Genomic DNA, 25,734 nt, shown 5'->3' with positions numbered 1-25,734 from the left:
GAACAGGACCGTGAAACGACTTTGCGCCGATGATAGTGCTGCAACCAGTGTGAAAGTAGGTTATCGTCAGGCTAGTTATATAGAAAAGCCCCACTCAGTGACCTGAGTGGGGCTTTTCGCTTTGGGGTGCTGATAAGCAGCTGATCCAAGATCACTGCCGCTGAAGCACCTTGAGCCCAAAAAAAGCCCGCTGATTCACATCAGCGGGCTTTTTACATGCAGACAAGGATAAACCAAAGCCTGCTTACACACCCCAAAGAATGTCGGTCTTGTTATCACGTGCCGAACGCAGCATTTCCAGCAGCGGATACATGCGGGTCGAGAAGCTGACGACCTCGATTGCCTGATGGTCATGGTCGTCTTCATCGCGGTGATGCGCATGAACATCGTGCGCCACCTGATCCGACACCTGATGCTTGCGGGACTCTTCGATCTCTTCCTCTACCAGCGAAATCACCTGGCTGGCTTCGGCCGAGGTAATCACGCCGCGCTCCGGCTCCTTGTGCAGCAGGTCAAGGATACGTTTGGCATGTTCCTGATACATCAGAACTTCTGGATACGTTTTGCATTTAAATGTAATCAACATAGCTATCTCTTGGTTTTGTTAGTAATTAAACGATAGCACGCCTCGCGCCCCTTCACAGTGCGGTCGCGCTCACACCGGCCGACGCCACAACATCCAGGCAATGCCAGGTACGGCAATCGCGAAGAACGCAGCCCCCGCTGCGGCGAGGATGCCCATGTGGTCCAATGGCCCGAGCGTGGCAGCCGACAGCAGCCATCCCAACGCGCCCCACGCCAGGCTGTTGAACAATTCAAGCACGTTCATCACGAAGCCACCTTTGCCACGCCCCTTGAAATTACTGCGCACGCCTGGCCGCCCGCACCAGAACACCACCAGACCGGCGCCCACGACGGCGCCGCACACGACCAGGAATCCGACCAGCCCGGCTGCTGGCATCCGGACCGTCAGCCATAGCAGAGGAACAGCCACCAACGCAAGGACAGGCATCATCGCCGCTGCCAGCTTGGCGCGCCGGACGGTGCGCTGCGACGCGGGCGATACCAGCAGCAGATCCGGCGCATCCTCAGCCGACAAGGCAATCCATGCCAACGCACCTGTCAGCGAACTGCACAGCAACGCCAGGCCAGCGCCGATGGCTTGCACCTGCACATCGGCACGCTTGAAAATCAGGAAAAACAACGGCAGCAAAAACAGTATTTGCAGCATCACCTGCGACAGCAACTGCGGGTCGCGCACGATCAGGCGCCATTCCTTGATGACCACCGTACGAAACAGGCTGCGCCCGAAACGGGGCCGCGCCGTCGTCGATGCCGCCTTGCCCGCTGCGATCGATGGCGTCGACGCAGCCAGTTGCAGCCCGCGCGCAAAGAAGCGATGCGTGCGCCAGGTGGTCAGCATGAACATGCCGCACGCGAGCGCGCCGAGCAGCAGCACCGGCAACGGCTCGCCCAGCATCGCCCGCGCCGGCAGCCAGAGCAGGTTATCCGCTGCACCCTCCGCCTGCACCATCCCCAGGACGGTATCGCGAATGCCGTCCTGCGTTTGTCTCGACGTGAGCGCATGAAGCTGCGACGCGATGACGAGCAGCGCGCCGGCCAGCGCCCCGACAATCTGCGCCACGACGCGTGTACGGCGCGCACCGAGCAGGCGCACGAGGCCAAGCGTGAGCAGCATGGCGCCACAGCTGCACAGCACCGCAAGGGCGATCACGCCGGGATAGATCCCGAGCCAGCGAAATTGGCCCTGCAGCAGCCCCGCATGCGCGAACGGCGCCAGCAAAAACAGGTACAGCGCCGCTGTGCCCGCGCATACACCCAGTAGCCGCACCGTGAAAATACTGCGCGAGGGCAGGGGTGACGACAGCAGCAGATCGAGGTCGCTGCGCTCGAACATCACCACGACGCACGCCTTGATCGCCGATGACAGCATGAAGGTCGTGGCCACGATCAGCAGCGCGGAAACCGCCAGCAGGATGCGCGGATCGTTCTCCGGCATGCCGGCCAGCTGGCGCACGACAAACCAGCTCGCGACATGCATGACGATGCAGCCAGCGGCCGCCAGACCGAGCGCCAGATTGCCTGGCCGGCGCCGCCCGTCCGCCGCTTTGCCGCCCGCCGCATTAAACCAGGCAAGCCGCAGCTCGTGCCGCAGCAGCCAGCCGACGCTGCCCGGCGCCAGCATCATGGCGCAGCCATCAAGTGCAGGAACATGTCTTCGAGGCTGCCGCCCTGCGTACGCTCGCGCAGCGCGTCCAGCGTACCTTCGGCGATCAGCCGACCCTGGCGGATGATGCCGATGCGGTGCGCCAGGCGCTCGGCCACTTCCAGAATGTGCGTTGTCAGGATGACGGTGCCGCCCTTGGCCACGTGCGCCAGCAGCAGGTCTTTCACCTGGCGCGCCGCTGCTGCATCAAGACCAGTGAGCGGCTCGTCGAGGATCAGGAGTTCCGGGGCGTGGATCAGGGCGCCGGCCAGCGCCAGCTTCTGCTTCATCCCGCGCGAAAAACCTTCGGTCAGCTCGTGCGCATGCTGGCTCAGGTCGAGCCAGTCGAGCAGTTCGCGTGCACGCGGTTCTGCAGCCTGCGCCGGCACGCCCCACAGGCCGGCGACGAATTCGAGGTACTCGAACGGCTTGAGCTTCCCGTACAACATCGGCTCGTCCGGCAGGTAGGCCAGCTTGGCTTTGGCCGCCGCCGGCGCCGCAGTCATGTCCACGCCCATGACCTCGATCGTGCCGGCGTCGGGCGCCAGCAGGCCCGTGACCAGGCGCAGCGTCGTCGTCTTGCCAGCGCCGTTCGGCCCGAGCAGCGCGTAGAACTCGCCGCGCCGGACCAGCAAATCAAGGCCATCGACGGCAGGGCGGCCGAACTGCTTGCGCAGGCCGACCAGGCGCAGGGCGGGGAGCTGGTCATCCATGGGCGACCTTACAAGCTGGTGAAGGAGGTGAGGAACTGCTCGACCTGTTCCGGCGGCGTCTTGCCTGCGGGGCCAAGCACGATGACCTGGTAGAAGCGGTTGCCTTTTGCGGTAAAGCGCCCGCTCAGGTGCATCGGCGCGCCCTGGCCGGCGCCCGTGGCAGCCACGCTCAGGTCAGCGGTGGCAGGGGCGTCGGGTGCGCCGATATTGCGCAGCAGCGCCAGGCGCATGGCCGGCAGCGCTGCCTGCGCGCGCGCGGGATCGGGCGCCACAGCGGTGCCAACGGCGAAGGTGGTGTTGTCCACCCTGGCCGCCGTCATCGTCATCTCGACCTGCAGGCCGTTCAGGTCCACCGTGCGGGTCAGGGTCGCGGGCTTGGCCGGAAACAGCGCCTTGAAGCGACCGTCCTCGCTTGTGTAGTCACGCCAGTTATAGGCCGGATTGCAACCGGCCAGCAGCGCGCCGGCCAGGAGGATCGGGACAATCTGCAGGGCACGCACGATAGAGGGTCGCATGCGTCGATGGTAACAGCAGCGCTGCAGAACGCAACACTTGCTACTGATGCTGCTACTCGCGCTGCAACGCGCGCCGGTACCCGATCGCCTCGGCCACGTGCGCGGCCGCCACGTGTTCGCTGCCGGCCAGGTCGGCCACCGTGCGCGCTACCTTGAGCACGCGGTGGTACGCGCGCGCCGACCAGTGCAGATGCTGCGCGGTCGCATGCAGCAGGCGCCCCCCGGCGTCGTCAGGCGCGCAGTAACGGTCGATGTCGCGCGGGCCGAGGTGGCTGTTGGGCCAGCCCTGGCGCGCCATCTGCACCGCACGCGCCTGTGCTACCCGCACTGCGATCACGCTGCTCGGTTCTCCATCGGTGCGTGCGCCCATGCTCTCCGGTCCCAGCGCCGCGACCGGCAACTGGATATCGATCCGATCGAGCAGGGGACCGGAAATGCGGCTCTGGTAGCGCAGCACTGCGGCCTCAAGGCAATGGCACTTGCCGCTGGCGTGACCGAGCCAGCCGCACGGACACGGGTTCATCGCCGCGATGAGCTGAAAGCGCGCTGGAAAATCGGCCTGGTGCGCCGCGCGCGAAATCGTGATCTGCCCCGACTCGAGCGGCTCGCGCAGCACCTCGAGTACGCGCCGGTCGAACTCGGGCAGCTCGTCCAGAAACAGGATGCCATGATGCGCGAGCGAGACTTCACCGGGCCGCGGCACGCTGCCGCCGCCCACCAGCGCCACACCGGACGTCGTGTGATGCGGGCTGCGAAACGGCCGCTGACGCCAGCGTTGCGGCGAAAAGCCGCCCGCGAGCGATTGCACGGCGGCCGATTCGAGGGCCTCCACGTCACTCATCAACGGCAGCAGGCCAGGCAGGCGCGCCGCCAGCATGCTCTTGCCCGCGCCGGGCGGGCCAACCAGCAAGCACGAATGCGCGCCGGCCGCGGCCACCTCAAGCGCGCGCTTGGCATGCTGCTGGCCCTTGACCTCGGCGAAATCGGGGTAGCACACCGAGTGCGCAAGGGCCGGCCCCGCATGCCGCACCAGCTTGGGCGCATCGGGCGCATTGGCGAAGTGCGCGCAGACCTCGAGCAGCGTGCGCGCCGGCAGGATCTCGGCTGCTTCGACCAGCGCCGCTTCATCGGCATTGGCCAGCGGCAGGATGAAGGCCCGGTCCTGTGCATCAGATTGTGCAGAACCCGCGCGCACCATCGCAAACGCCATCGCCAATGCACCACGGATCGGCCGCAGCTCGCCCGATAGCGACAATTCGCCGGCGAACTCGTAGCGCTCCAGTGCATCGCCCCGGATCTGGTGCGATGCGGCCAGGATACCCAATGCAATCGGCAGATCGAAGCGGCCGGATTCCTTGGGCAAATCGGCCGGCGCGAGATTGATCGTGATGCGGCGCGGCGGGATATCGAAGCCCGAATTCTGCAGCGCGGCGCGCACGCGGTCCTTCGCTTCGCGCACTTCGGTGTCGGGCAAGCCAACGATCGTCCAGCCGGGCAGGCCGTTGGCCAGATGAACCTCGACATTGACGGGCGGCGCTGCCATGCCGGCCAGCGCGCGGGTTTTCAGAACGGCGAGACTCATCGGATTCCTTCTGCAGAAAGCCAGGGTGCCCCATCCTAAAGCGCGGATCGCACCACCGTTTGAGAGCGGACAGGCGTGCGCGCGGGTCCGTTCATGACAGGTGCATATACCAGTCATTTCGTCGTTCATGCCGGCATTCATACCGTCTGTCACAAAATGCTGACATTGCTTTTTATTAACGTTACATTGATCGTGAACAACAACAACAACGACAACCGCAACCGTTCCCGGAGAATCAGTCCATGCTATCGATCAAGCAGCTCAACAAGACCTATGCCAACGGCGTCAAGGCGATCAACAACGTCAGTCTCGAGATCCCGAACGGCATGTTCGGCCTGCTCGGCCCGAACGGCGCCGGCAAGTCGTCGCTGATGCGCACCATCGCCACGCTGCAGGACCCTGACAGCGGCAGCATCGATTTCAACGGCCTGGATGTGTTGAAGGACAAGGAAGGCCTGCGCCGCCAGCTCGGCTACCTGCCGCAGGACTTTGGCGTCTACCCGAAGGTGAGCGCCGAAAAACTGCTGAACCACTTCGCGGTCCTCAAGGGCCTGACGGCCAAGGGCGAGCGCAAGGAGATGGTCGAAGCGCTGCTGCACCAGACCAATCTGTGGGAAGCGCGCTCGCGCGGCCTGGGCACTTTCTCGGGCGGCATGCGCCAGCGCTTCGGCATCGCGCAGGCGCTGCTTGGCGCGCCGCGCCTGGTGATCGTCGATGAACCGACCGCAGGTCTGGACCCCGATGAACGCAACCGCTTCCTGAACCTGCTGGCCAAAATCGGCGAACAGGTGGTCGTGATCCTGTCGACCCACATCGTCGAAGACGTCACCGACCTGTGCCCGCGCATGGCGATGATCGCGAAGGGCACCGTGCTGCTGCAGGGCGAGCCGCAGGCCGCGATCGATACGCTCAGGAGCCGCGTGTGGCGGCGCACTGTCAGCCAGGAAGCGCTGGCCGATTACCAGCGCGATTTCAACGTGCTCTCCACGCGCCTGGTAGCGGGGCGCCCGCAGATCAACGTGTTCGCCGAATCGCAGCCGGACGACGGCTTCGTCAGCGTCGAGCCGGACCTGGAAGACGTCTACTTCCTCCAGATCCGCAACGCCAACCGCGCGGCCGCCTCGGCCACCAGCGCGGCGTCCGCATCCACTGCACCAGTCGTGGCGTAAGGAGCCGGCATGCTACGGGAATTCTTCAAGTTCGAGCTGGGCATCCAGCTGCGCCAGCCGCTGTTGTGGGTGTGCGCGCTGATCTTCGGCGCGCTGGCCTTTGGCGCGACCACCACCGATGCGATCCAGATCGGCGGCAGCATCGGCAATGTCAATCGCAATGCGCCGGTCGTCGTCGCGCAGTTGCTCGGCGTCTTCAGCCTGATGTCGATGTTCGTCGTCACCATCTTCATCGCCGGCTCGGTGCTGCGCGACGGCGACGTCGGCATTTCCGACATGCTGTTTGCCACGCCGATGAAAAAGCACGACTACCTCGTCGGCCGCTTCCTGGCGGGTCTGCTGGCCTGCATGGTGATCTTCGCGGTGATCGTGGCGGGCATGATGCTCGGTCCCCTGATGCCATGGATCGACGCCGAGCGCGTGGGGCCATTTCCTGGCGCGGCCTACCTGTGGGCGCTGTGCGTGCTGGTGGTACCGAACCTGCTGTTCATCGGCGCCTTGCTGATGCTGCTCGCCGCGACCACGCGCTCGATCATGATGGTGTATGTCGGTGTGATGGCGTTCTTCGTGCTGTGGATCCTGGCCGGCAAATTCACCAGCAATATCGACAACGAGTGGTTCGCCGTGCTGGCCGACCCGTTCGGCCTGCGCGCCCTTGGCCGCGCCACGCGCTACTTCTCGACGGCCGAATCGAATGCCGGCCTGCCGGCCATCGGCGGCTATATGCTGGCCAACCGGCTGTTGTGGAGCGTGGTCGGCCTGGCGCTGCTTGGCCTGACGCTGGCGCTGTTCAAGCCGCAGCGCACCGGCACCGGCAAGCGTCTCTTCGGCAGGGCCAAAGCGGCAGCGCCGGCAGCGGGCATGCCGGCGCACGTCGCGCTGCCACGCATCGCGCCGCGCTTCACGCGCGCTACGCGCTGGAGCCAGTGCTGGCATATCTTCGTCTTCGATGCGGTCGCCGTCTTCAAGAGCGTGCCGTTCCTGGTCATGCTGCTGTTTGGCGTGCTCAATATGGTGGGTAGCTCGAGTCAGCTCGGGCAGATGTTCGGCACCGACGTCTACCCGCGCACCTACCTGATGATCGAGCTGCTCAAGGGCAGCTACAACTTCCTGCTGCTCATCATCGTGATCTTCTACGCCGGTGAACTGATCTTCAAGGAACGCCAGGCCGGTATCGCCGACGTGAGCGACGCGATGCCGATGCCGAACTGGGCGCCGCTGGTGGCGAAAAGCCTGGCCCTCGTTGGCGTGGTGCTGGCCTTCCTGTTTGCCGGGATCGTGACCGCGATCGCCATCCAGCTGTACAAGGGCGGGGCGCCGATCGAACCGATGGTGTATCTGCAGGGCGTGTTCATGGCCGGCATGCCGTACATCCTGATGGCGCTGATCGCCATCGCGCTGCAGGTCGTCACGAACAACAAGTTTCTGGGCTACCTGTTCATGATCGTGCTGATCGTGGCGCAGATCGTCCTGTCGGTCCTGCACTTCGATCACAACCTGTACAACATCGCTCTGCTGCCAGAGACGCCGTACTCCGACATGAACGGCTTCGGCCACTTCGTCGCGGGCTGGTCGTGGTTCGCGCTGTACTGGACCCTGTTTGCCGTGGCGGGCCTGATCGTGGCCCAGGCGTTCTGGGTGCGCGGCCTCTCGGTCGAGTGGCGCACGCGCACGCACGAAGCGACGCGGCGCCTCAAGAGTGCATCGGGCGTTGCGCTGGCTGCCTGCACGATCGCGTTCGCGCTGGTGGGTGGCTGGATCTTCCACAATACCGTCACGCTGGGCCGCTACGAAGCGCAGAACGTGGCGATGGACAAGCAGGCCAGGTACGAAAAGACCTACCGCAAGTACAAGGACCTGCCGCACGTGAAGATCGTCGACGTGCGCGCGGCGGTGGACATCTACCCGGCCGAGCGACGCGTGATGGTCAAGGGCCGCTACGTCTTCGAGAACAAGACCAGCCAGCCGCTCGACACGCTGCGCCTGCAGGTCAATCCGGATGTCGTGACCACCTTCGCCGGCCTGCCCGCGCACACCGTGGTCCTGGACGACCAGGTAGCGGGCTTCCGGATACTCAAGCTCGCGCAGCCGACGGCGCCGGGCGCCCGCCTGGCGCTGGACTTCACCGTCGACGTGCGCCGGCCCGGTTTTTCCAACGCAGGCAGGGGCGACACGCTCAACCTGAACGGCACGTTCTTCAACAACCGCGAGTTCTTCCCGCTGGTCGGCTACCAGAGCGAGTTCGAACTACTGGACCGCAACGAGCGCCGCAAGCGCGGCTTGGGTGAACCGGAGCGCATGGCCAAGCTCGAAAACCAGGCGGCCCGCGCCAACACGATGTTCGGGGACGACGCCGACTGGATCAGCTTCGACACCACCGTCTCCACCAGTGGCGACCAGATCGCGCTGGCGCCGGGCTACCTGCAAAAGGCGTGGAAGGAAAACGGCCGCAATTACTATCGCTACAAGATGGACCAGAAGATGATGCCGTTCTTCGCCTATTTATCAGCCAACTGGCAGGTGAAGAAGGGCGACTGGCACGGCATCCCGATCGAGATCTATCACGATCCGAAGCACGCCTACAACGTGGACCGGATGATCGCGGGCACGCAAAAGTCGCTCGATTACTTTACGACCCAGTTCACGCCCTACCAGCACAAGCAGGTGCGCATCCTGGAATTTCCGAACTACCAGCGCTTCGCGCAATCGTTCGCCAACACGATCCCGTTCTCGGAATCGATCGGCTTCATCGCCGACCTGCGCGACAAGGATGACATCGACTACGTCTTCTACGTGACCGCGCACGAGATGGCGCACCAGTGGTGGGGCCACCAGGTCACGGCGGCGAATGTGCAGGGCGCGAGCATGCTGATCGAGTCACTGGCGCAGTATTCGGCGCTGATGGTAATGGAGAAGGAATACGGTCCGCACCAGATGCGCCGTTTCCTGCGCTATGAACTGGACCGCTACCTCAGTTCGCGCGGCGCTGAAAAGATCGAGGAACTGCCGCTGGTGCGCGTGGAAAACCAGGACTACATCCACTACCGCAAGGGTAGCCTGGTCTTCTACCGCCTGCGCGACGAGATCGGCGAAGCTGCGCTCAACCGCGCCCTCAAGCGCTTCCTGCAGGACAAGGGCTATCAGGAGGCGCCGTTTGCGACCTCCGCCGAACTGGTGGACTACATCCGTGCCGAAGCCCCGGTCGGCAAGCACGCGCTGATCGCCGACCTGTTCGAACGCATCGTCTTCTACGATAACCGCGTGACCGAGGCGAAGGCCGTCAAGCGCCCGGACGGGCAGTGGGACCTGACGATGAAACTGCATCTGGCGAAGATGCAGGCCGACGGCAAGGGACAGGAAACCCCGCGCACCTATGACGAGGCAGTGGAGATCGGCGTGTTCGCACGGGCGAAGGATGCCAAGGAATCGGACGAGCGAGTGCTGTTATTGGAAAAGCGTGTACTGCGGGGCGAGAATCCGACCGTGACGGTGACCGTCAAGGAGCAGCCGTTCGACGTGGGGATTGACCCGTATAACAAGCTGATCGACCGCGTGGCGCGTGACAACCGCAAGGAGGTCAGTATCGATTGAAGTCCGGGTAGTAGCGTGGGCGGGTTCTCCGCCCACGCGTTCAACCAGACGCTGGTAACTGCTTAATGCTTGTCGAGCGTTGGCGGCACGACGATCGTGGGGTCTTCTGGCGCAGCCGGGAATGGAGCGGTGGCCGATGGCGCAGCACCAGGCATCGGAATTGCCGAGCTGCCCGAGGTCGGAAACGCGGCAGATGCCGATGCCGCTGTCGCCGAGGTTGCCGATGAGGTTGCCGACGGCGTCGTGGTGCTGCCTGCACCCAGTTTGGCTTCCAGCTCGCTCACGCGCAGCTCAAGCGCCTCGAGCTTGCTGCGGGTCTTGGCCAGCACCTGGGCCTGGATATCGAATTCCTCGCGCGTGACCAGATCGAGCTTGGAAAAGCCCGACGTCATGGCCGCCTTCACATTGCGTTCAATGTCCTTGGCCGGGCCGCTCTCGAGCGCCTGGTTGATCTTGCCCTGCAAGTCGCTGAAGAAGTTGCTGTTACTCATATCCATTTCCCTTTCTGCCGAGGCCTCACGCTCCATGATGGTGCAATGTGACCTGATGTAGTGCGCCGAACGGCCGTCTGGGTGCCGTATGCGGTCCGTTGTGTTGTAGCAAAACCGATGTGGGGCGTGTTTACCAAAAAAACAAGGACCTTTTTCCTGTTTATGGCTGGCTATGAGCTGGGTTATGAGCTGGCACGCATCCTGCTAAATAAAGCGTAGACAAAGAACATCAGAAGGATCCACAAGCAGTCATTTTTTATGTTGTTCATCAAGGGGGTTTGTCATGAAGTGCAAAGCAAAATTCAGCGCAATTGTCCTGGCAGTGTTGGCTCTCACCAGCGCGCCGGGCATGGCACAGGAACAACCCGCCGAACACCAGGTGAGCTACAACGCGAGCATCACCAGCGACTACCGTTACCGCGGCCTGTCGCAAACAGCCCTCGACCCGGCCCTTCAGGGCGGCGTCGACTACGTACACGGCCCATCCGGCTTCTACGTGGGCACCTGGCTTTCCACCATTAAATGGACGAAAGACCTGGGCGGCGACGGCAATATCGAATGGGACGTCTATGGCGGCAAGCGCGGTCAGTTGAGCGACGCGATCAGCTATGACATCGGCGGCCTGTATTACTACTACCCGGACAATGGCCTGAACCCGAGCGCGAACACGTTCGAGCTGTACGGCAAACTCGGCTACGGCCCGGCCTACATCAAGTACTCGCACTCGACGACCAATCTGTTCGGCACTGCAGACAGCAAGCGCAGCGGCTACCTGGACGTGGGCGCCGACATCGACGTCAGCAACGGCTTCATCCTCAACCTGCACGTCGGGCGCCAGAAACTGAAGAACAACAGCGCATTTTCGTACACCGACTACAAGGTTGGCGTCACCAAGGACTTCGGCGTCGCCACCGTGGCGCTGGCGTGGCACAAGGCGAATACCGACGCCTACCTGAGCCCGGAAGGCAAGAACCTCGGCAAGTCCGCCGCCGTGCTGTCCGTCTCAAAAACTTTTTGATTGCAAAAGAGGCAATACCATGAAAATGATCACCGCCATCATCAAGCCCTTCAAGCTCGACGAGGTGCGAGAGGCACTGTCGGAAATCAACGTGCAAGGCATGACCGTGACCGAAGTGAAGGGTTTCGGTCGCCAGAAAGGCCACACCGAGCTGTACCGTGGCGCCGAGTACGTCGTCGACTTCCTGCCCAAGATCAAGATCGAAGCCGCCGTCGACGATGCCATCGTCGACCAGGTCATCGATGCGATCCAGGGCGCTGCGCGCACCGGCAAGATCGGTGACGGCAAGATCTTCGTGGCCGACCTGAACCAGGTCATCCGTATCCGTACCGGCGAGACCGGCAACGACGCACTGTAAGAGGGAATGTTTTCATGAAGCGTATAACTACAACGATACTGACCGCCTTGCTGGGCCTGGGCGTCGCCCTGCCGGCCATGGCGGCGCCGTCCATCAACAAGGGGGATACGGCCTGGATGTTCGTCGCCACGCTGCTGGTGATCCTGATGACCATTCCCGGCCTGGCGCTGTTCTACGGCGGCCTCGTGCGCGCCAAGAACATGCTGTCGGTGCTGATGCAGGTGATGATGGTATTTGCCCTCGTCATCGTGCTGTGGTGCCTGTACGGCTACTCGCTGGCCTTCACGCAGGGCAATGCGTTCATCGGCGGCTTCGACCGCGCCTTCCTGCAAGGCATCTGGGATCCGGTCGCCGGCAAGTTTGCGATGGCCGCGACCTTCAGCAAAGAGACGATGATCCCCGAATTCATCTTCGTCGCTTTCCAGGGCACCTTCGCAGCGATTACCTGCGCGCTGATCGTCGGCGCCTTCGCCGAACGCGCCAAGTTCGCGGCCGTGCTGGTGTTCGTCGTGCTGTGGTTCACCTTCGGCTACCTGCCGGTCGCGCACATGGTCTGGTTCTGGGCCGGTCCTGACGCCATCACCGATGCTGCCTCGCTGCAAACCGTGACCGCAGCTGCCGGCTACCTGTGGCAGCAGGGCGCGCTCGACTTCGCGGGCGGCACCGTGGTCCACATCAACTCGGCCGTGGCCGGCCTGGTGGGCGCCTATGTGATCGGCAAGCGGATCGGCTACGGCCGTGAATCGATGGCGCCACACTCGCTGCCGATGACGATGGTCGGCGCATCGCTGCTGTGGGTCGGCTGGTTCGGCTTCAATGCCGGCTCGGCGCTCGAAGCAGGCGACGTGGCGGCACTGGCGTTCCTGAACACGCTGCTGGCCACCGCCGGTGCGACCCTCACCTGGGTGCTGGGCGAGTGGATCTTCAAGCACAAGCCATCGATGCTGGGCGCTGCATCGGGCGCCGTGTCGGGCCTGGTGGCAATCACCCCGGGTGCCGGCTTCGTCGGTCCGATGGGCGCGCTGGTCATCGGCCTGCTGGCCGGTATCGTCTGCCTGTGGGGCGTGACGGGCTTGAAACGCCTGCTGCGCGCCGACGATTCGCTCGACGTGTTCGGCGTGCACGGCGTGGGCGGTATCCTGGGCGCGATGCTGACCGGCGTGTTTGCGTCACCGGCACTGGGCGGGCAGGGCGTGTGGGATTACACGACCAATGCGATGAACACGAGCTACTCGATCGTCGGCCAGCTGTGGATCCAGGCCCATGCGATCGGCGTGACTGTCATCTGGTCGGCCGTCGTCGCCTTCATCGCCTTCAAGCTGGTCGACATCGTGATCGGTCTGCGTGTACCTGAAGAAGAGGAACGCGAAGGCCTGGACATCACGAGCCACGGCGAGTCGGCTTACCGTTACTGATCCGCTCAGTCGTCGGTTGTCCCTGAAAACGTCGTCTCCGCACAAGCGGGGACGACGTTTTTTGCATTCTTCGCATTGCCCTTTAAAATACCCGGACCAACCCCATATGCGATTCCCAACTTAATTAACAACAAGAAGCGCACAACAAGGACGTCCAATCAATGGTTCCGCACCTCGCCACCGCCCAGACCGGTCCTTTGCTGGACCTGGAAAAGAAAATCCTCGAAGCCACGCCTGCCATCGAGCGCTGGTTCCGCCTCGAGTGGCAGGAGCACACGCCGCCATTTTATTGCTCGGTCGATCTGCGCAATGCCGGCTACAAGCTCGCACCCGTGGACACCAACCTGTTCCCGGGCGGCTTCAACAACCTGGCCAGCGAAATGCTGCCGCTGACGGTGCAGGCGGCCATGGCCGCCGTCGACAAGTATTGCCCGGATGCGCGCAACCTGCTGCTGGTGCCGGACGCCGATCGCCGCAGCCCGATCTACCTGCAGAACGTCGCGCGCCTGATGCAGATCTTCCGCCAGACCGGCCTGCATGTCCGCCTTGGGACGTTCTCGCCCGAGATCACCGAGCCGACCCCGCTGGCGCTGCCTGACGGCAATATGCTGGTGCTCGAGCCGCTCGTACGCTCGGCCAATGGCCGCCGCGTCGGCCTGCCCGACTTCGACCCGTGCACCATCCTGCTCAACAATGACCTGTCGGGCGGCATTCCGTCGATCCTGGAGAACGTCCACGAACAAGCTTTGCTGCCGCCGCTGCACGCCGGCTGGGCGCTGCGCCGCAAGAGCAATCACCTCAAGGCGCTGGACGAAGTAGCCAAGAAGTTCGGCAAGCTGATCGACATCGACCCGTGGCTGGTCAACCCGCTGCACAGCACCTGCGCCGAAGTCGACCTACGCGAGAACGTCGGCACCGAAGCACTGGCCGACGACGTCTCGGCGCTGTTCTCGAAGATCAAGAAGAAGTACAAGGAATACGGCATGAAGGAGCGCAAGCCCTTCGTGATCCTCAAGCCCGACGCCGGCACCTATGGCATGGGCATCATGACAATCAAGGACGCGAGCGAAGTGCGCGACCTGACCCCGGCGCAGCGCGCGCGCATGTCGGTGGTCAAGGATGGCGTGGCCGTGACCGATCTGATCATCCAGGAAGGCGTGCCCACCTTCGAATCGATCGACGACGCGGTCGCCGAACCGGTCGTCTACATGATCGACCGCTATGTCGTGGGTGGCTTCTACCGCGTGCACGCCGAGCGCGGCATCGACCAGAACCTGAATGCCCCCGGTTCGCAATTCGTGCCGCTGGCATTCGCGCAGCAGCACGCGATGCCCGATCCGAAGGCCAAGCCGGGCACCGCCGCACCCAACCGCTTTTACGTGTACGGCGTGGTCGCGCGCCTGGGCATGCTGGCCGCATCGCTGGAACTCGAACGCACCGATCCGAATCCGGAAGTGTACTGACGCACTGCGTCCGGCAAACCTCGGGGCCTCGCCCGCGAGGTTTGCCGATTCGGGCTAAAATCAAGGTATTACATCGATTGGACGCCTCATGAAAATCGCTTTTCTCGCCGACCCGCTGTCCGGATTCAAGATTTACAAGGATTCGACCTTCGCCATGATGCGCGAGGCGGCCCGGCGCGGTCATGCCCTGTACTTCTTCGAACAGCGCGACATGGTGCTCGAAGAGGGCATTGTCAGCGCGCGCGTGATGCAGATCCACCTGACGGGCGAGCCGGATATCTGGTACACGGCCGATGCCCCAGTCGACGTGAAGCTGTCCGAATTCGACGCGATCATCGAGCGCAAGGACCCGCCATTCGACATGGAATACGTCTACGGCACCTACCTGCTCGAACTGGCCGTGCGCCAGGGCGCCTGCGTGATCAACAGCCCGTCGGCGATCCGCGACCACAACGAAAAACTGGCGATCGGCCAGTTCAGCCAATACACGTCGCCGACGATGGTCACTTCGGATGAAGCGCGTCTGCGCGCCTTCCACGCCAAGCACGGCGACGTGATCTTCAAGCCGCTCGACGGCATGGGCGGCGCCGGCATCTTCCGCGTGAAGAGCGATGCGCTCAATCTGGGTTCGATCATCGAGACGCTGACGGCCAATGGCCGTTACACGATCATGGCCCAGAAGTTCATCCCGGCGATCGACAAGGGCGACAAGCGCGTGCTGGTCATCGGCGGCAAGCCGGTGCCGTTCGTGCTGGCGCGGATTCCGCAAAACGGCGAAGTGCGCGGCAACCTGGCCGCCGGCGGTATCGGCGTGGCGCAGCCGATCGGCGAGCGCGATCGCGAGATCGCCGAAGCCCTCGGCCCGTTGCTCGCCGAGCGTGGCCTGTTACTGGTAGGATTGGACGTGATCGGCGAGAACCTGACCGAAGTGAACGTGACCAGCCCGACCTGCTTCCAGGAGATCTTCGACCAGACCGGTTTTGACGTGGCCGCGATGTTCATCGACGCGGTCGAACAGAAAGTACTTGGATAACGACATGGTAGGCATCCTGCTCCTGACCCACGCACCGCTGGGCCAGGCATTCATCGCCGCAGCAACGCATGTATTTCGCGGCCCCACCGAGCGCGTCGAGGCAATCGACGTGACGGCTGACCAGGATATCGGCCAGATCAACTGCCTGGCCAAGGAAGCCATCGCGCGCCTGGACGACGGCGACGGCGTCCTGGTGATCACCGACGTCAAGGGCGGCACGCCGTCGAACTGCTGCAATTCGCTGGCCGACGCAGGCCACGTGGAAGTCATCGCCGGCATCAGCCTGCCGATGCTGCTGCGCGCGATCACCTACCGGCGCGACTCGCTCGATGTGGTCGTCGAGATGGCGCTGGCCGGCGCGCAGAACGGGGCAGTGCGGGTGGATAACCGGATCCGGGTGGGCTAGGGCAGGCGGCGATGGCGATGCGTGCGAGGAGATACCGGGCGCAGTCCGACACATTACAAAAAAGATAAAGCGACTATGATTCAACAAGAACTCGAGATCATCAACAAGCTGGGCCTGCACGCACGGGCCTCCGCCAAGTTCACGCAGCTGGCCGCCAGGTACAAGAGCGATGTATGGCTCACCCGCAACGGCCGGCGCATCAATGCCAAGTCGATCATGGGTGTCATGATGCTCGCCGCCGGCAAGGGCGCCAAGGTCACGCTCGAAGCCGATGGCGCCGACGAAGAGGCCGCGCTGGCCGCCCTGACGGCGCTCGTCAACGACAAGTTCGGTGAAGGTGAATAATGCCGCGTGAAGCGGTCCCCTCGCGTTCAACGGATTCTTCCATGGCTTCCTTTATCCTTCACGGCATTCCGGTTTCGCGCGGCATCGCGATCGGCCGCGCGCACCTGCTCACGCCGGCCGCGCTCGACGTCAAGCATTACCTGGTCCCTGAAGAACAGGTCGAGGCCGAGGTGCGGCGCCTGCAGGATGCGATCGCCGCCGTCCACCACAATCTGCAGGAACTCTGGACCGGCTTGCCGAAGGACGCCCCGACCGAACTGGGCGCCTTCATCGACGTGCACGCGCTGATCCTGTCCGACCCGATGATCTCGGAGGCGCCGCTGGACATCATCCGCGCGCGCCACTACAACGCCGAATGGGCGCTGGTGACGCAGATCGATGAGCTCTCGGCGCAGTTCGACGAGATCGAAGACCCCTACCTGCGCGAGCGCAAGTACGACATCCAGCAGGTCGCCGAGCGCGTGCTGAAGGTCTTGACCGGTACCGCCCTGAGCGTTGCGCCGGTGTTCGCCGACGAAGACCAGCCCCCGCCGCAGATGATCGTCGTGGCCCACGACATCTCGCCGGCCGACATGCTGGCGTTTCGCGATCGCGATGGCGCATCACGCTCGTTCATCGGCTTCGTCACCGACGTCGGCGGCCAGAACTCGCACACGGCCATCGTCGCGCGCAGCCTGGATATTCCGGCGGTCGTCGGCATGGACCAGGCCTCGCGCCTGGTGGAGCAGGACGACTGGCTGATCGTCGACGGCGACGCCGGCGTCGTCATCTGCAATCCGAGCCAGCTGGTGCTCGAGCAGTACCGCGCGCGCCAGATCACGATGGCCAAGGCACGCAAGCGCCTGCTCAAGCTCAAGAAAACGCCGGCCATCACGCGCGACGGCACCACGATCACGCTGCTGGCCAATATCGAACTGCCGGACGATTGTCCGGCCGCCCTCGAAGCGGGCGCCAATGGCGTGGGCCTGTTCCGCTCCGAATTCCTGTTCATGGGCCGCGGCGCGCAGGCGCTGCGCATCCCGGACGAAGAAGAACAGTTCGAGCAGTACCGCAAGGCGGTGCTGGCGATGAAGGGCCGTCCGGTCACGATCCGCACGCTCGACGTGGGCGCCGACAAGCCGCTCGACCAGACCGACCACACGGCGCTCAATCCGGCGCTCGGCCTGCGCGCGATCCGCTATTGCCTGGCCGAGCCGCAGATGTTTCTGGTGCAGCTGCGCGCGATCCTGCGCGCGTCGGCCTTCGGCAAGGTGCGCATCCTGATCCCGATGCTCGCGCACGCGTTCGAGATCGACCAGACGCTGGGCATGATCGAGCAGGCCAAGACCCAGCTGCGCGACGAGAAGATCCGCTTCGACGAAGGCATCGAGGTCGGCGCCATGATCGAGATCCCGGCTGCCGCGCTGGCGCTGCCGCTGTTCGTGCGCCGCATGGATTTTTTGTCGATCGGCACCAATGACCTGATCCAGTATCTGCTGGCGATCGACCGCGTCGATTACGAAGTGGCGCACCTGTATAATCCGCTGCACCCGGCGGTGCTGCAGCTGATCGCCTCGACCATCGCCACGGGCCACAAGGCCGGGCTGGATGTGGCGGTATGCGGCGAGATGGCCGGCGACGTCAAGCTCACGCGCCTGCTGCTGGGCATGGGCCTGCGCGAGTTTTCGATGCACCCGGCGCAGCTGCTGGCGGTGAAACAGGAAATTTTAAATACCGACCTTGGCGTGGTCACGACCCGTACCCGGCGCATCCTGCGCGCGATGGAGCCGGGTGAAATCGCCAGCGCCGTCGAGCAGTTGCAGACCCTGTGAGTCGCGCGCCGTTGCCATGCCCGGCAACGGCGCCACCACCGCATCATCAATCAAAGCACACAGTCCCATGGGATCTCTAGGAATAGTCACACCGCAGGCGATGCACTTCGCCGAGCCGCTGCGCCTGCAAAGCGGCGCGCAGCTCAGCAACTACACGCTGATGTATGAAACCTATGGCACGCTCAACGCCGACAAGTCCAATGCGGTGCTGGTCTGCCACGCCCTGAACGCCTCGCACCACGTCGCCGGCCAGTACGACTCGCCCAAGAGCGCTGGCTGGTGGGACAATATGGTCGGCCCGGGCAAACCCGTGGACACCGACCGCTTCTTCGTCATTGGCGTGAACAACCTGGGCTCGTGCTTCGGCTCGACCGGCCCGATGCATGTCAATGCCGCCACCGGCAAGCCATATGGCGCCAGCTTTCCGCTGGTGACCGTGGAAGACTGGGTGACCGCGCAGGCGCTGCTGGCCGACCGTCTTGGCATCGACCGCTTTGCCGCCGTGATGGGCGGCTCACTGGGCGGCATGCAGGCCCTGTCGTGGAGCATCAAGTTCCCCGAGCGCCTGCGCCACTGCATCGTGATCGCGTCCACGCCGAAGCTGTCGGCCCAGAACATCGCCTTCAACGACGTCGCGCGCCAGGCGATCCTGACCGACCCCGATTACCACGGCGGCGACTTCTACGAGCATGGCGTGGTGCCGAAGAACGGCCTGAAAGTGGCGCGCATGATTGGCCACATCACGTATCTGTCAAACGACGACATGGCCGAGAAGTTCGGGCGCAAGCTGCGTAACGCCGCCGAGACGAATGACTATAACTTCGACTTCGGCGTGGACTTCGAGATCGAATCGTATCTGCGCTACCAGGGCGACAAGTTCTCGGAATACTTCGATGCCAATACCTACCTGTTGATCACGAAGGCGCTCGATTACTTCGATCCGGCGCGCGAATACGATGGCGATCTCGAAAAGGCGCTGGCCGGCACCAAAGCGCAGTTTTTGATTGCGTCGTTTACGACCGACTGGCGCTTCTCGCCCGAGCGCAGCCGCGAGATCGTCGAAGCCCTGATCAGCAACCGGCGCCGCGTGACCTACGCCGAAATCGACGCGCCGCACGGCCACGATGCCTTCCTGCTCGACGATGCGCGCTACATGAACGTGGTGCGCGCGTACTACAACCGCATCGCCCTTGAACTGGCGCCAGGCGCCGTCACCACCGCCACGGAGGCCGCATGAATTTTGCCGACCTCAATACGCTGCGGCCCGACCTGGCCTTCATCGCGCACTGGGTGGGCGAGCGCGCCCACGTGCTCGACGTCGGCTGCGGCGACGGCGCCATGCTGCGCTATCTCGAATCCGGCAAGCGCTGCTCGGGCTACGGCATCGAGATCGCCGACGACAAGGTCCTGGAAAGCACCGCGCGCGGGATCAACGTGATCCAGCACGATATGGAAAAGGGCCTGGGCCTTTTTGGCGACAACACGTTCGACACCGTGCTGTGTCTGAACTCGCTGCAGATGATGCAGCATGTCGAAGGCCTGCTGCGCGACATCGTGCGCGTCGGCCACGAAGCGATCGTCTCGTTTCCGAACTTCGCGCACTGGCCGCACCGCCTGGCGCTGCTGCGCGGGCGCATGCCGGTCTCGCGCGCGCTGCCGTACCAGTGGTACGACACACCGAACGTGCGCTGCGCCACGATCTACGATTTCCAGGAACTGGCGGTCGAATGCGGCCTGGAAGTGCTGGAATGCGTGGCGCTGGCCGACGGCAAGGTGGTCAAGTTCCTGCCGAACCTGCGCGGCAGCATGGCGGTTTTCCGCCTGCGCAAAAAAGCGCCGCCGGCAGTGTAGGGCGGGGCAGGTTGCGACTTATGTGCGTTGGCGGCTTGAGCTGCGCCGGTACATACGGCATGATCACGTCGATTCTGCGCGGGCACTGCCCATTTATAACCAATTTTACGAGGCCGGCTGCCAACAACAGCCTGCCGGAGCCATGATGATGAAACTGAAACAACTCGCCGTTTGTCTGACCCTGTTCGCCGCGACCGGCCTGGCCACGGCGCAGGAGGCCGGCGTCGTCGTCCAGGATGGCATCGAGGTCAAGCCACTGTCGCGCATGCGCGTGCTGGCGCCCGAAGAGCAGGTCAACGAGGCCGCGCGCCTGCAGTACACCGAGATGATGAGCCAGGCCAAGGAGAAGGGCTTGCTGGCGCCGACCAGCGACCCGCAGCTCAAGCGCCTGCGCACGATCGCCCAGCGCATCATCCCGTTCACGCCGCGCTGGAATCCGGTGGCCAGCAAGTGGGACTGGCAGGTCAACCTGATCCAGGCCGACGAGGTCAACGCGTTCTGCATGCCGGGTGGCCGCATCGGCTTCTATACCGGCATCCTCACCAAGCTGCAGCTGACCGACGACGAAGCCGCGGCCATCATGGGCCACGAGATCGCCCACGCACTGCGTGAACACGGGCGCGAGCGCCTGGCCAAGTCCAACGTCACCGCGCTGGGCGCGCGTGTCGGTGGCGCGCTGTTGTCGGGCATTTTCGGCGTCGATCCCAACCTGACCGCCACGGCGGCCAATGGCCTGGGCAGCATGCTGGTGCTCAAATTCTCGCGCGACGAAGAGCGCGAGGCCGACCTGGTGGGCCTGGATATCTCGTCGCGCGCCGGTTACGATCCGCGCGCCGGCATTGCGCTGTGGCGCAAGATGGCCACGCTGAACCAGAGTGCGCCGATGGAAATCCTGTCGACCCACCCGGGCGGCGACACCCGCATCAAGGACATGGAAGCGCACATGAACGTGCTGCTGCCGCTGTATGCGCGCGCCAAGAAGACGACGGTCGCCAAGCTGCCGGCCTACAAGAGCACTGCGCTGAACTGAGGCGCTGATGGGCAGTAGCGCCAGGGGCCGTCAGGCCGAAGCCAATGCACTCGTCCCGCTGCCCCTGCGCGACGGCGTCGCGCCCAGCTATCTGTGGCTGACCGAGACGCGCGCCGGCGGCATGCTGCGCTTTTTATGCGAGCGCTTTCCCGACGTGCCGATGCAATCCTGGGCAGCGCGGCTGGAACGGGGTGAAGTCGTCGACGCGAAGGGCGCGCGGGTGGCGTTCGATACGCCGGTGCGCCAGGGCATGCGCATCTGGTACTACCGCGAGCTCGACGTGCCTGAGGTGCCGATCCCGTTCCAGGAGGCGGTGCTGTTCCAGGATGATCACATCCTGGTCGCCGACAAGCCGCATTTTTTACCAACGATTCCGAGCGGGCGCTTCCTGAGGGAGACGCTGCTGGTGCGCCTGAAGCGCACGTACGATTTGCCGCACCTGGTGCCGATCCACCGGCTCGATCGCGAGACGGCGGGCGTGGTGATCTTTTCGCACAATCCCGCGTCGCGTGGCGCCTACCAGTCGATGTTCCAGAAGCGCGTGGTCACCAAAACCTATGAAGCGATCGCGCCGCTGCTGCAGGGGCGCACGCTGCCGTTCACGTACCGCAGCCGCATGCAGGATGCGGCGCAGTTTTTCCTCAGCGAAGAAGTGGCGGGCGAACCCAATTCGGAAACCCTGATCGAATTGATCGAGCAGCGCGGGCCACTCGCGCGCTACCGGCTGCATCCGCACACGGGGCGCAAGCACCAGCTGCGCTTGCATCTGGCCTCGCTTGGCGCGCCGATTGTCGGCGACAGCTTCTATCCAGTAGCGCGGCCCTGCGGCAGCGATGATTTCAGCGCACCGCTGCAGTTGCTGGCGCGCGCCATCGCGTTCGACGATCCGCTCACGCGCCAGCCGCGCAGCTTCGCCAGCCGCTTCGACCTGCGCTGGCCGGCTTGATTACAGGTCGTAGTCGATGATGAGCGGGGCGTGGTCCGAAAACTTCACGTCCTTGTAGACCGAGACGGTTTTGGCGCGCGCCGCGATGCCGGGCGTGGCGACGTGATAGTCGATGCGCCAGCCGACGTTCTTCGCATAGGCCTGGCCGCGGTTGCTCCACCAGGTGTACTGGTCAGGGCGCGCATCCAGGCCGCGGTGCACGTCGACCATTCCCAGCTCGTCGAAGATGCGCGTCATCCACGCCCGTTCTTCGGGCAGGAAGCCTGAATTCTTCAGGTTGCCCTTCCAGTTCTTCAGGTCGATCTCCTTGTGCGCGATGTTCCAGTCGCCGCAGATGACGACTTCGCGGCCCTCGGCCTGCAGCTCTTGCAGATGCGGCAGGAAGACTTCCATGAAGCGGAACTTGGCCAGCTGGCGCTCGGGCGACGAGGAGCCGGACGGGCAGTAGACCGAGATGACGGTCAGGTTGCCGAAGTCGCAGCGCGTGTAGCGGCCTTCGGCATCGAACTCGAGGCAGCCGAAACCGATGCGGTGCTGGTCGGGTTCGGTGCGGCTGTAGACGCCGGTGCCCGAGTAGCCCTTTTTCTCGGCGTAGTGGAAGCGCCCGTGGTAGCCGTGCGGGCGCAGGAAATCCTCGGTCATGTCGGCTTCCTGGGCCTTGAGTTCCTGGACGCAGATGTAGTCGGCGTCCTGCGTCGCCAGCCAATCAAAGAAGCCCTTCTTGTGGGCGGAGCGGATACCGTTGAGGTTTGCGGAGATGATTCGTGGCATGAAGATGGTCAGGCAGATGAAAGAGGGCAGGGCGCACCCGGAGGCACGCCGATAGCCGGCAAGTGTAGCGTGTTTTGATGCTTCCCGTCATGCCTTGAGCCTGTTGCTTTATGGGGACTGGCGGTGATGAATGGCAACGATCTGCTACACTGTCAGTCCCCTGCGCGTCGATGGCACGCCGCATTTTCCCTTCCCGATCCCATGAACACTGACAAACCGCTCCCTGCGGACGTCGTCGCTATTCCCGTGCGCGCGCACGATGACGCCACGGCCGCCGAACTCTACGATTTCGTGGAGAACGCCGTCGAAGGGCTGCACCGCGTCGGCCCCGACGGCACCATCCTGTGGGCGAATCGCGCCGAATTGCAGATGCTCGGCTACGGCTGGGAAGACTACGTCGGTCGGCATATCGCCGACTTCCACGAAGACCCGGCCACGATCGACTTCATCCTGCGCACGCTGCTCGCGGGCGAGGCGCTGTACGACCAGCCGGCGCGCCTGCGCTGCAAGGATGGCTCGATCAGGCACGTGCTGATCCACTCGAACGGGCATTTCGTCGACGGCCAGCTGCGCTACACGCGCTGCTTCACGCGCGATGCGTCCGAACGCCATGAGCGCGACCAGGCGCTGGCGCAGCGCGATGCCATGCTGATGGCCGCGCCGGTCGCGGCGGCACTGTTGATGGGGCCCGAGCTGCGCTTCCGGCTGGTGAACAACCGCTACCGCGATCTGATCGACACCAGCAGCATGCTGGGCCAGACCTTCGACGAAGCGTTCCCGCATCTGGGCGGTGCCGGCGTGGCCGACGCGGTCGCGCGCGTCTACGCCAGCGGCATGTCGTACCAGGCGGAGGAGCTGTCAGTCACGCGCCTGGATGCAGAGGGTCAACCGGTCGAGCGCTTCTTCAAGTTCAGCCTGGAGCCGCTGCTGGATCTGGACGGCCGGCCGGAAGGCGTGATCGTGGTGGCGGTCGACGTGACCGAGCACGTACGCAATCGCCTGGCGATCGAGCACGCTGCCCGCGAGCGCGAGCAGCTGCTGGTCGACCTGGGCGCGGCCAGCCAGGCCAAGGATGAATTCCTGGCGATGCTGGGCCACGAGCTGCGCAATCCGCTCTCGCCGATCGTCACCGCGCTGCAACTGATGCGCATGCGGGGTGATGGCGCGTACGGCCGCGAGGGCGAGATCATCCAGCGCCAGGTCGACCATCTGGTGCGGCTGGTGGACGACCTGCTCGACGTCTCGCGCGTCACGCGCGGCAAGATCGAACTGAAGGTCGAGCAGGTCGAGATGGCGCAGGTGACGGGCCGCGCGCTCGAGATGGCGAGCCTGCTGGTCGAGCAGCGCGGTCACCATCTCGAGGTCGATGTCGAAGCGGGCCTGGCGTGGGAAGGCGATCCGGCGCGGCTGGTGCAGGTGGTGTCGAACCTCTTGACCAATGCCGCACGCTATACCGAACCGGGCGGCCGGATCTGGCTGCGCGCACGGCGCGACGACGCGGACATGGTCGAGATCAGCGTACGCGACACGGGCATCGGCCTGGCACCGGACATGCGCGAGCAGGTGTTCGAGCTGTTCTTCCAGGGCAAACGCAGCATCGACCGCGCGGAGGGCGGGCTCGGAATCGGGCTGGCGCTGGTCAGGAACATCGTCGAACTGCATGGCGGCACTGTCGAAGCGCGCAGCGCAGGGCGTGGCCTGGGCAGCCAGTTCGTGGTGCGCTTGCCGCTGCGCGGCGTGACGGGGCTGGCCGTGCCGGTGGCGGTTGTGGCCGTTTCGGCCGGGCCGGCCATCGACAGCGCGCCGCAGCGGGTGCTGGTGGTGGACGACAATGCCGACGGCGCCAATACGCTGGCGCGCCTGCTGACGGCGCACGGGCACATGGTCGAGGTGTATCACGATCCGGTGGCGGCGCTGGCGGCGATCGAGCGCTTCCGGCCCGACGTCGCGCTGCTCGACATCGGCCTGCCGGTGCTCGACGGCTACCAGCTCGCCGCGCGCATCCGCGCGCTGCCGGCAGGGCGCCTGTGCCGGCTGGTCGCACTGACCGGATACGGCCAGGCCACGGACCGCGCGCGCAGCCAGGCCAGCGGCTTCGCGGCGCACATGGTCAAGCCGATCAGCGGTGCCGAAGCACTACGGGTCGTCGCCGGCAGGGCCGTGAGCGATTAAAATAGCCGCTTTCGACATTCAGGGAGAAGTACATGACTGATCTGCGCCAGCAATTCATCGGGTTTTCGGTCGAGGCCGAAGTATTGAAGTTCGGCCAATTCACGACCAAGGCCGGGCGCCTGTCGCCATACTTCTTCAACGCCGGCCTGTTCCACGACGGCGCCACACTGGGCAAGCTCGCCCAGTTCTACGCGCAGACGCTGCTCGACTCGGGCGTCGAATTCGACATGCTGTTCGGCCCGGCCTACAAAGGCATCACGCTGGCCTCCGCAACGGCAGTGGCCCTGGCCGCAAAAGGGCGCGACACATCGTACGCGTACAACCGCAAGGAAGCGAAAGACCACGGCGAAGGCGGCACCATCGTCGGCGCCAAGCTGCAGGGCAAGGTCGTGATCATCGACGACGTGATCAGCGCCGGCACCTCGGTGCGCGAATCGGTCGCCATGATCCGCGCCGCCGGCGCCGAGCCAGCCGCTGTGTTGATCGCACTGGACCGCATGGAGCGCTCGGGCGCCGACGACGCACTCTCCGAGCAGTCAGCAGTCCAGGAAGTCTCGCGCGAATTCAACATCCCGGTGATCTCGATCGCCAACCTCGCCGACCTCTTCACCTACCTCGACACCCACACCGCCGACCCCCGCCTGGCGCAACACAAAGACGCCGTCTCCGCCTACCGCACTCGCTACGGCATCCAAAAGCAATAGCCCAACAATTAGGGTCAGAGTGAGATGCACCGGGATGGTGGACAGATTGAATCAGGTACACCTGAGAATTTTTTCCACCTGGTCGGGGGTTCGATAGCCGAGGGTTTGGTGGAGGCGCTGTTG

The 25,734-nt window shown here is 64.2% G+C and carries 22 protein-coding genes and 1 pseudogene; 16 read left to right on the top strand and 7 right to left on the bottom strand.

Annotated elements, in window-relative coordinates; translation table 11 throughout:
* Positions 1–244: 244 nt before the first annotated feature.
* The 5 genes from AC56LV_RS24240 to AC56LV_RS24220 all read right to left on the bottom strand — a co-directional run bounded on the left by AC56LV_RS24240 (position 245) and on the right by AC56LV_RS24220 (position 5,037).
* Positions 245–586 carry a DUF1840 domain-containing protein gene (locus AC56LV_RS24240; RefSeq protein WP_499561479.1) on the bottom strand — a complete coding sequence of 114 codons (342 nt, stop codon included), beginning with the start codon at positions 584–586 and terminating at the stop codon, positions 245–247.
* 69 nt (positions 587–655) lie between these two features.
* Entirely contained in the window at positions 656–2,209 is a 1,554-nt protein-coding gene (locus AC56LV_RS24235) for a putative ABC transporter permease subunit (protein WP_499561478.1), read from the bottom strand.
* A complete protein-coding gene (locus AC56LV_RS24230) occupies positions 2,206–2,940 on the bottom strand; it encodes an ABC transporter ATP-binding protein (RefSeq protein ID WP_499561476.1) in 735 nt (244 codons plus the stop codon). The genes AC56LV_RS24235 and AC56LV_RS24230 overlap by 4 nt, the downstream gene beginning before the upstream one ends.
* A gap of 8 nt (positions 2,941–2,948) precedes the next feature.
* Positions 2,949–3,455 (bottom strand): hypothetical protein, encoded by a 507-nt coding sequence (locus AC56LV_RS24225; protein ID WP_499561474.1) that lies wholly within the window; start codon positions 3,453–3,455, stop codon positions 2,949–2,951.
* 52 nt (positions 3,456–3,507) lie between these two features.
* Entirely contained in the window at positions 3,508–5,037 is a 1,530-nt protein-coding gene (locus AC56LV_RS24220) for a YifB family Mg chelatase-like AAA ATPase (RefSeq protein ID WP_499561473.1), read from the bottom strand.
* Positions 5,038–5,279: 242 nt separating this feature from the next.
* On the opposite strand from AC56LV_RS24220, the gene AC56LV_RS24215 reads away from it, so the two are divergent.
* Positions 5,280–6,206 (top strand): ABC transporter ATP-binding protein, encoded by a 927-nt coding sequence (locus AC56LV_RS24215; RefSeq protein ID WP_499561471.1) that lies wholly within the window; start codon positions 5,280–5,282, stop codon positions 6,204–6,206.
* Positions 6,207–6,215: 9 nt separating this feature from the next.
* Positions 6,216–9,797: a M1 family aminopeptidase gene (locus AC56LV_RS24210; protein ID WP_499561469.1), complete on the top strand. Its 3,582-nt coding sequence runs from the start codon at positions 6,216–6,218 to the stop codon at positions 9,795–9,797.
* A gap of 257 nt (positions 9,798–10,054) precedes the next feature.
* On the opposite strand, the pseudogene AC56LV_RS24205 reads toward AC56LV_RS24210, so the two are convergent.
* Positions 10,055–10,288, bottom strand: a pseudogene (locus tag AC56LV_RS24205) (accessory factor UbiK family protein); the annotation flags it as partial.
* A 283-nt stretch (positions 10,289–10,571) separates the two neighbouring features.
* Here AC56LV_RS24205 and AC56LV_RS24200 point away from each other — a divergent pair.
* The 12 genes from AC56LV_RS24200 to AC56LV_RS24145 all read left to right on the top strand — a co-directional run bounded on the left by AC56LV_RS24200 (position 10,572) and on the right by AC56LV_RS24145 (position 21,964).
* Entirely contained in the window at positions 10,572–11,306 is a 735-nt protein-coding gene (locus tag AC56LV_RS24200; RefSeq protein WP_499561467.1) for a TorF family putative porin, read from the top strand.
* 19 nt (positions 11,307–11,325) lie between these two features.
* A complete protein-coding gene (gene glnK / locus AC56LV_RS24195; protein ID WP_137171558.1) occupies positions 11,326–11,664 on the top strand; it encodes a P-II family nitrogen regulator in 339 nt (112 codons plus the stop codon).
* A 14-nt stretch (positions 11,665–11,678) separates the two neighbouring features.
* Positions 11,679–13,079, top strand: coding sequence for an ammonium transporter (locus tag AC56LV_RS24190; RefSeq protein ID WP_183556644.1), 1,401 nt, complete (start codon positions 11,679–11,681; stop codon positions 13,077–13,079).
* Between the two features lie 161 nt (positions 13,080–13,240).
* Positions 13,241–14,542, top strand: a complete 1,302-nt coding sequence (gene gshA / locus AC56LV_RS24185) for a glutamate--cysteine ligase (protein ID WP_183556646.1) — start codon at positions 13,241–13,243, stop codon at positions 14,540–14,542.
* Between the two features lie 88 nt (positions 14,543–14,630).
* The gene (gene gshB / locus AC56LV_RS24180; RefSeq protein WP_499561465.1) at positions 14,631–15,575 is read left to right on the top strand and encodes a glutathione synthase; all 945 of its coding nucleotides are present in this window, start codon (positions 14,631–14,633) and stop codon (positions 15,573–15,575) included.
* A gap of 4 nt (positions 15,576–15,579) precedes the next feature.
* Complete coding sequence (locus AC56LV_RS24175) at positions 15,580–15,981, top strand: PTS sugar transporter subunit IIA (protein WP_183556650.1); 402 nt, start codon at positions 15,580–15,582, stop codon at positions 15,979–15,981.
* 75 nt (positions 15,982–16,056) lie between these two features.
* On the top strand, positions 16,057–16,326 hold the full coding sequence (locus AC56LV_RS24170) for an HPr family phosphocarrier protein (protein ID WP_183556652.1): 270 nt from the start codon (positions 16,057–16,059) through the stop codon (positions 16,324–16,326).
* Between the two features lie 41 nt (positions 16,327–16,367).
* Positions 16,368–18,137 (top strand): phosphoenolpyruvate--protein phosphotransferase, encoded by a 1,770-nt coding sequence (ptsP, locus tag AC56LV_RS24165; protein WP_499561463.1) that lies wholly within the window; start codon positions 16,368–16,370, stop codon positions 18,135–18,137.
* A 67-nt stretch (positions 18,138–18,204) separates the two neighbouring features.
* On the top strand, positions 18,205–19,374 hold the full coding sequence (metX, locus tag AC56LV_RS24160) for a homoserine O-succinyltransferase MetX (RefSeq protein ID WP_499561461.1): 1,170 nt from the start codon (positions 18,205–18,207) through the stop codon (positions 19,372–19,374).
* The gene (gene metW, locus AC56LV_RS24155; protein ID WP_183556659.1) at positions 19,371–19,988 is read left to right on the top strand and encodes a methionine biosynthesis protein MetW; all 618 of its coding nucleotides are present in this window, start codon (positions 19,371–19,373) and stop codon (positions 19,986–19,988) included. Before metX ends, metW begins: the two co-directional genes overlap by 4 nt.
* A 148-nt stretch (positions 19,989–20,136) precedes the next feature.
* Complete coding sequence (locus AC56LV_RS24150) at positions 20,137–21,018, top strand: M48 family metallopeptidase (protein ID WP_499561459.1); 882 nt, start codon at positions 20,137–20,139, stop codon at positions 21,016–21,018.
* Positions 21,019–21,025: 7 nt separating this feature from the next.
* A complete protein-coding gene (locus AC56LV_RS24145; protein ID WP_499561457.1) occupies positions 21,026–21,964 on the top strand; it encodes a pseudouridine synthase in 939 nt (312 codons plus the stop codon).
* Here AC56LV_RS24145 and AC56LV_RS24140 read toward each other — a convergent pair whose 3' ends face one another.
* On the bottom strand, positions 21,965–22,735 hold the full coding sequence (locus tag AC56LV_RS24140) for an exodeoxyribonuclease III (RefSeq protein ID WP_183556665.1): 771 nt from the start codon (positions 22,733–22,735) through the stop codon (positions 21,965–21,967). It lies immediately after the preceding gene.
* Positions 22,736–22,936: 201 nt separating this feature from the next.
* On the opposite strand from AC56LV_RS24140, the gene AC56LV_RS24135 reads away from it, so the two are divergent.
* The gene (locus AC56LV_RS24135) at positions 22,937–24,907 is read left to right on the top strand and encodes a hybrid sensor histidine kinase/response regulator (RefSeq protein ID WP_499561455.1); all 1,971 of its coding nucleotides are present in this window, start codon (positions 22,937–22,939) and stop codon (positions 24,905–24,907) included.
* A 32-nt stretch (positions 24,908–24,939) separates the two neighbouring features.
* Positions 24,940–25,611: an orotate phosphoribosyltransferase gene (gene pyrE, locus AC56LV_RS24130; protein WP_258836706.1), complete on the top strand. Its 672-nt coding sequence runs from the start codon at positions 24,940–24,942 to the stop codon at positions 25,609–25,611.
* Positions 25,612–25,734 lie beyond the last annotated feature (123 nt).

It is taken from the genome of Telluria sp. RB2R28 (assembly GCF_059685835.1).
Note: the sequence above shows the minus strand (reverse complement) of the source record. Positions and strands in the feature narration are given on the sequence as shown.

Excerpts from the sequence above, each read along its gene's own strand:
- AC56LV_RS24145 (WP_499561457.1), top strand. The coding sequence starts at position 21,026 with ATGGGCAGTAGCGCCAGGGGCCGTCAGGCCGAAGCCAATGCACTCGTC.
- AC56LV_RS24175 (WP_183556650.1), top strand. The coding sequence starts at position 15,580 with ATGGTAGGCATCCTGCTCCTGACCCACGCACCGCTGGGCCAGGCATTC.
- ptsP (WP_499561463.1), top strand. The coding sequence starts at position 16,368 with ATGGCTTCCTTTATCCTTCACGGCATTCCGGTTTCGCGCGGCATCGCG.
- gshA (WP_183556646.1), top strand. The coding sequence starts at position 13,241 with ATGGTTCCGCACCTCGCCACCGCCCAGACCGGTCCTTTGCTGGACCTG.
- glnK (WP_137171558.1), top strand. The coding sequence starts at position 11,326 with ATGAAAATGATCACCGCCATCATCAAGCCCTTCAAGCTCGACGAGGTG.
- AC56LV_RS24190 (WP_183556644.1), top strand. The coding sequence starts at position 11,679 with ATGAAGCGTATAACTACAACGATACTGACCGCCTTGCTGGGCCTGGGC.
- AC56LV_RS24235 (WP_499561478.1), bottom strand. The coding sequence starts at position 2,209 with ATGATGCTGGCGCCGGGCAGCGTCGGCTGGCTGCTGCGGCACGAGCTG.
- AC56LV_RS24135 (WP_499561455.1), top strand. The coding sequence starts at position 22,937 with ATGAACACTGACAAACCGCTCCCTGCGGACGTCGTCGCTATTCCCGTG.
- AC56LV_RS24240 (WP_499561479.1), bottom strand. The coding sequence starts at position 586 with ATGTTGATTACATTTAAATGCAAAACGTATCCAGAAGTTCTGATGTAT.
- AC56LV_RS24225 (WP_499561474.1), bottom strand. The coding sequence starts at position 3,455 with ATGCGACCCTCTATCGTGCGTGCCCTGCAGATTGTCCCGATCCTCCTG.
- AC56LV_RS24200 (WP_499561467.1), top strand. The coding sequence starts at position 10,572 with ATGAAGTGCAAAGCAAAATTCAGCGCAATTGTCCTGGCAGTGTTGGCT.
- AC56LV_RS24170 (WP_183556652.1), top strand. The coding sequence starts at position 16,057 with ATGATTCAACAAGAACTCGAGATCATCAACAAGCTGGGCCTGCACGCA.
- metW (WP_183556659.1), top strand. The coding sequence starts at position 19,371 with ATGAATTTTGCCGACCTCAATACGCTGCGGCCCGACCTGGCCTTCATC.
- AC56LV_RS24215 (WP_499561471.1), top strand. The coding sequence starts at position 5,280 with ATGCTATCGATCAAGCAGCTCAACAAGACCTATGCCAACGGCGTCAAG.
- AC56LV_RS24210 (WP_499561469.1), top strand. The coding sequence starts at position 6,216 with ATGCTACGGGAATTCTTCAAGTTCGAGCTGGGCATCCAGCTGCGCCAG.
- pyrE (WP_258836706.1), top strand. The coding sequence starts at position 24,940 with ATGACTGATCTGCGCCAGCAATTCATCGGGTTTTCGGTCGAGGCCGAA.
- metX (WP_499561461.1), top strand. The coding sequence starts at position 18,205 with ATGGGATCTCTAGGAATAGTCACACCGCAGGCGATGCACTTCGCCGAG.
- AC56LV_RS24140 (WP_183556665.1), bottom strand. The coding sequence starts at position 22,735 with ATGCCACGAATCATCTCCGCAAACCTCAACGGTATCCGCTCCGCCCAC.
- gshB (WP_499561465.1), top strand. The coding sequence starts at position 14,631 with ATGAAAATCGCTTTTCTCGCCGACCCGCTGTCCGGATTCAAGATTTAC.
- AC56LV_RS24230 (WP_499561476.1), bottom strand. The coding sequence starts at position 2,940 with ATGGATGACCAGCTCCCCGCCCTGCGCCTGGTCGGCCTGCGCAAGCAG.
- AC56LV_RS24220 (WP_499561473.1), bottom strand. The coding sequence starts at position 5,037 with ATGAGTCTCGCCGTTCTGAAAACCCGCGCGCTGGCCGGCATGGCAGCG.
- AC56LV_RS24150 (WP_499561459.1), top strand. The coding sequence starts at position 20,137 with ATGAAACTGAAACAACTCGCCGTTTGTCTGACCCTGTTCGCCGCGACC.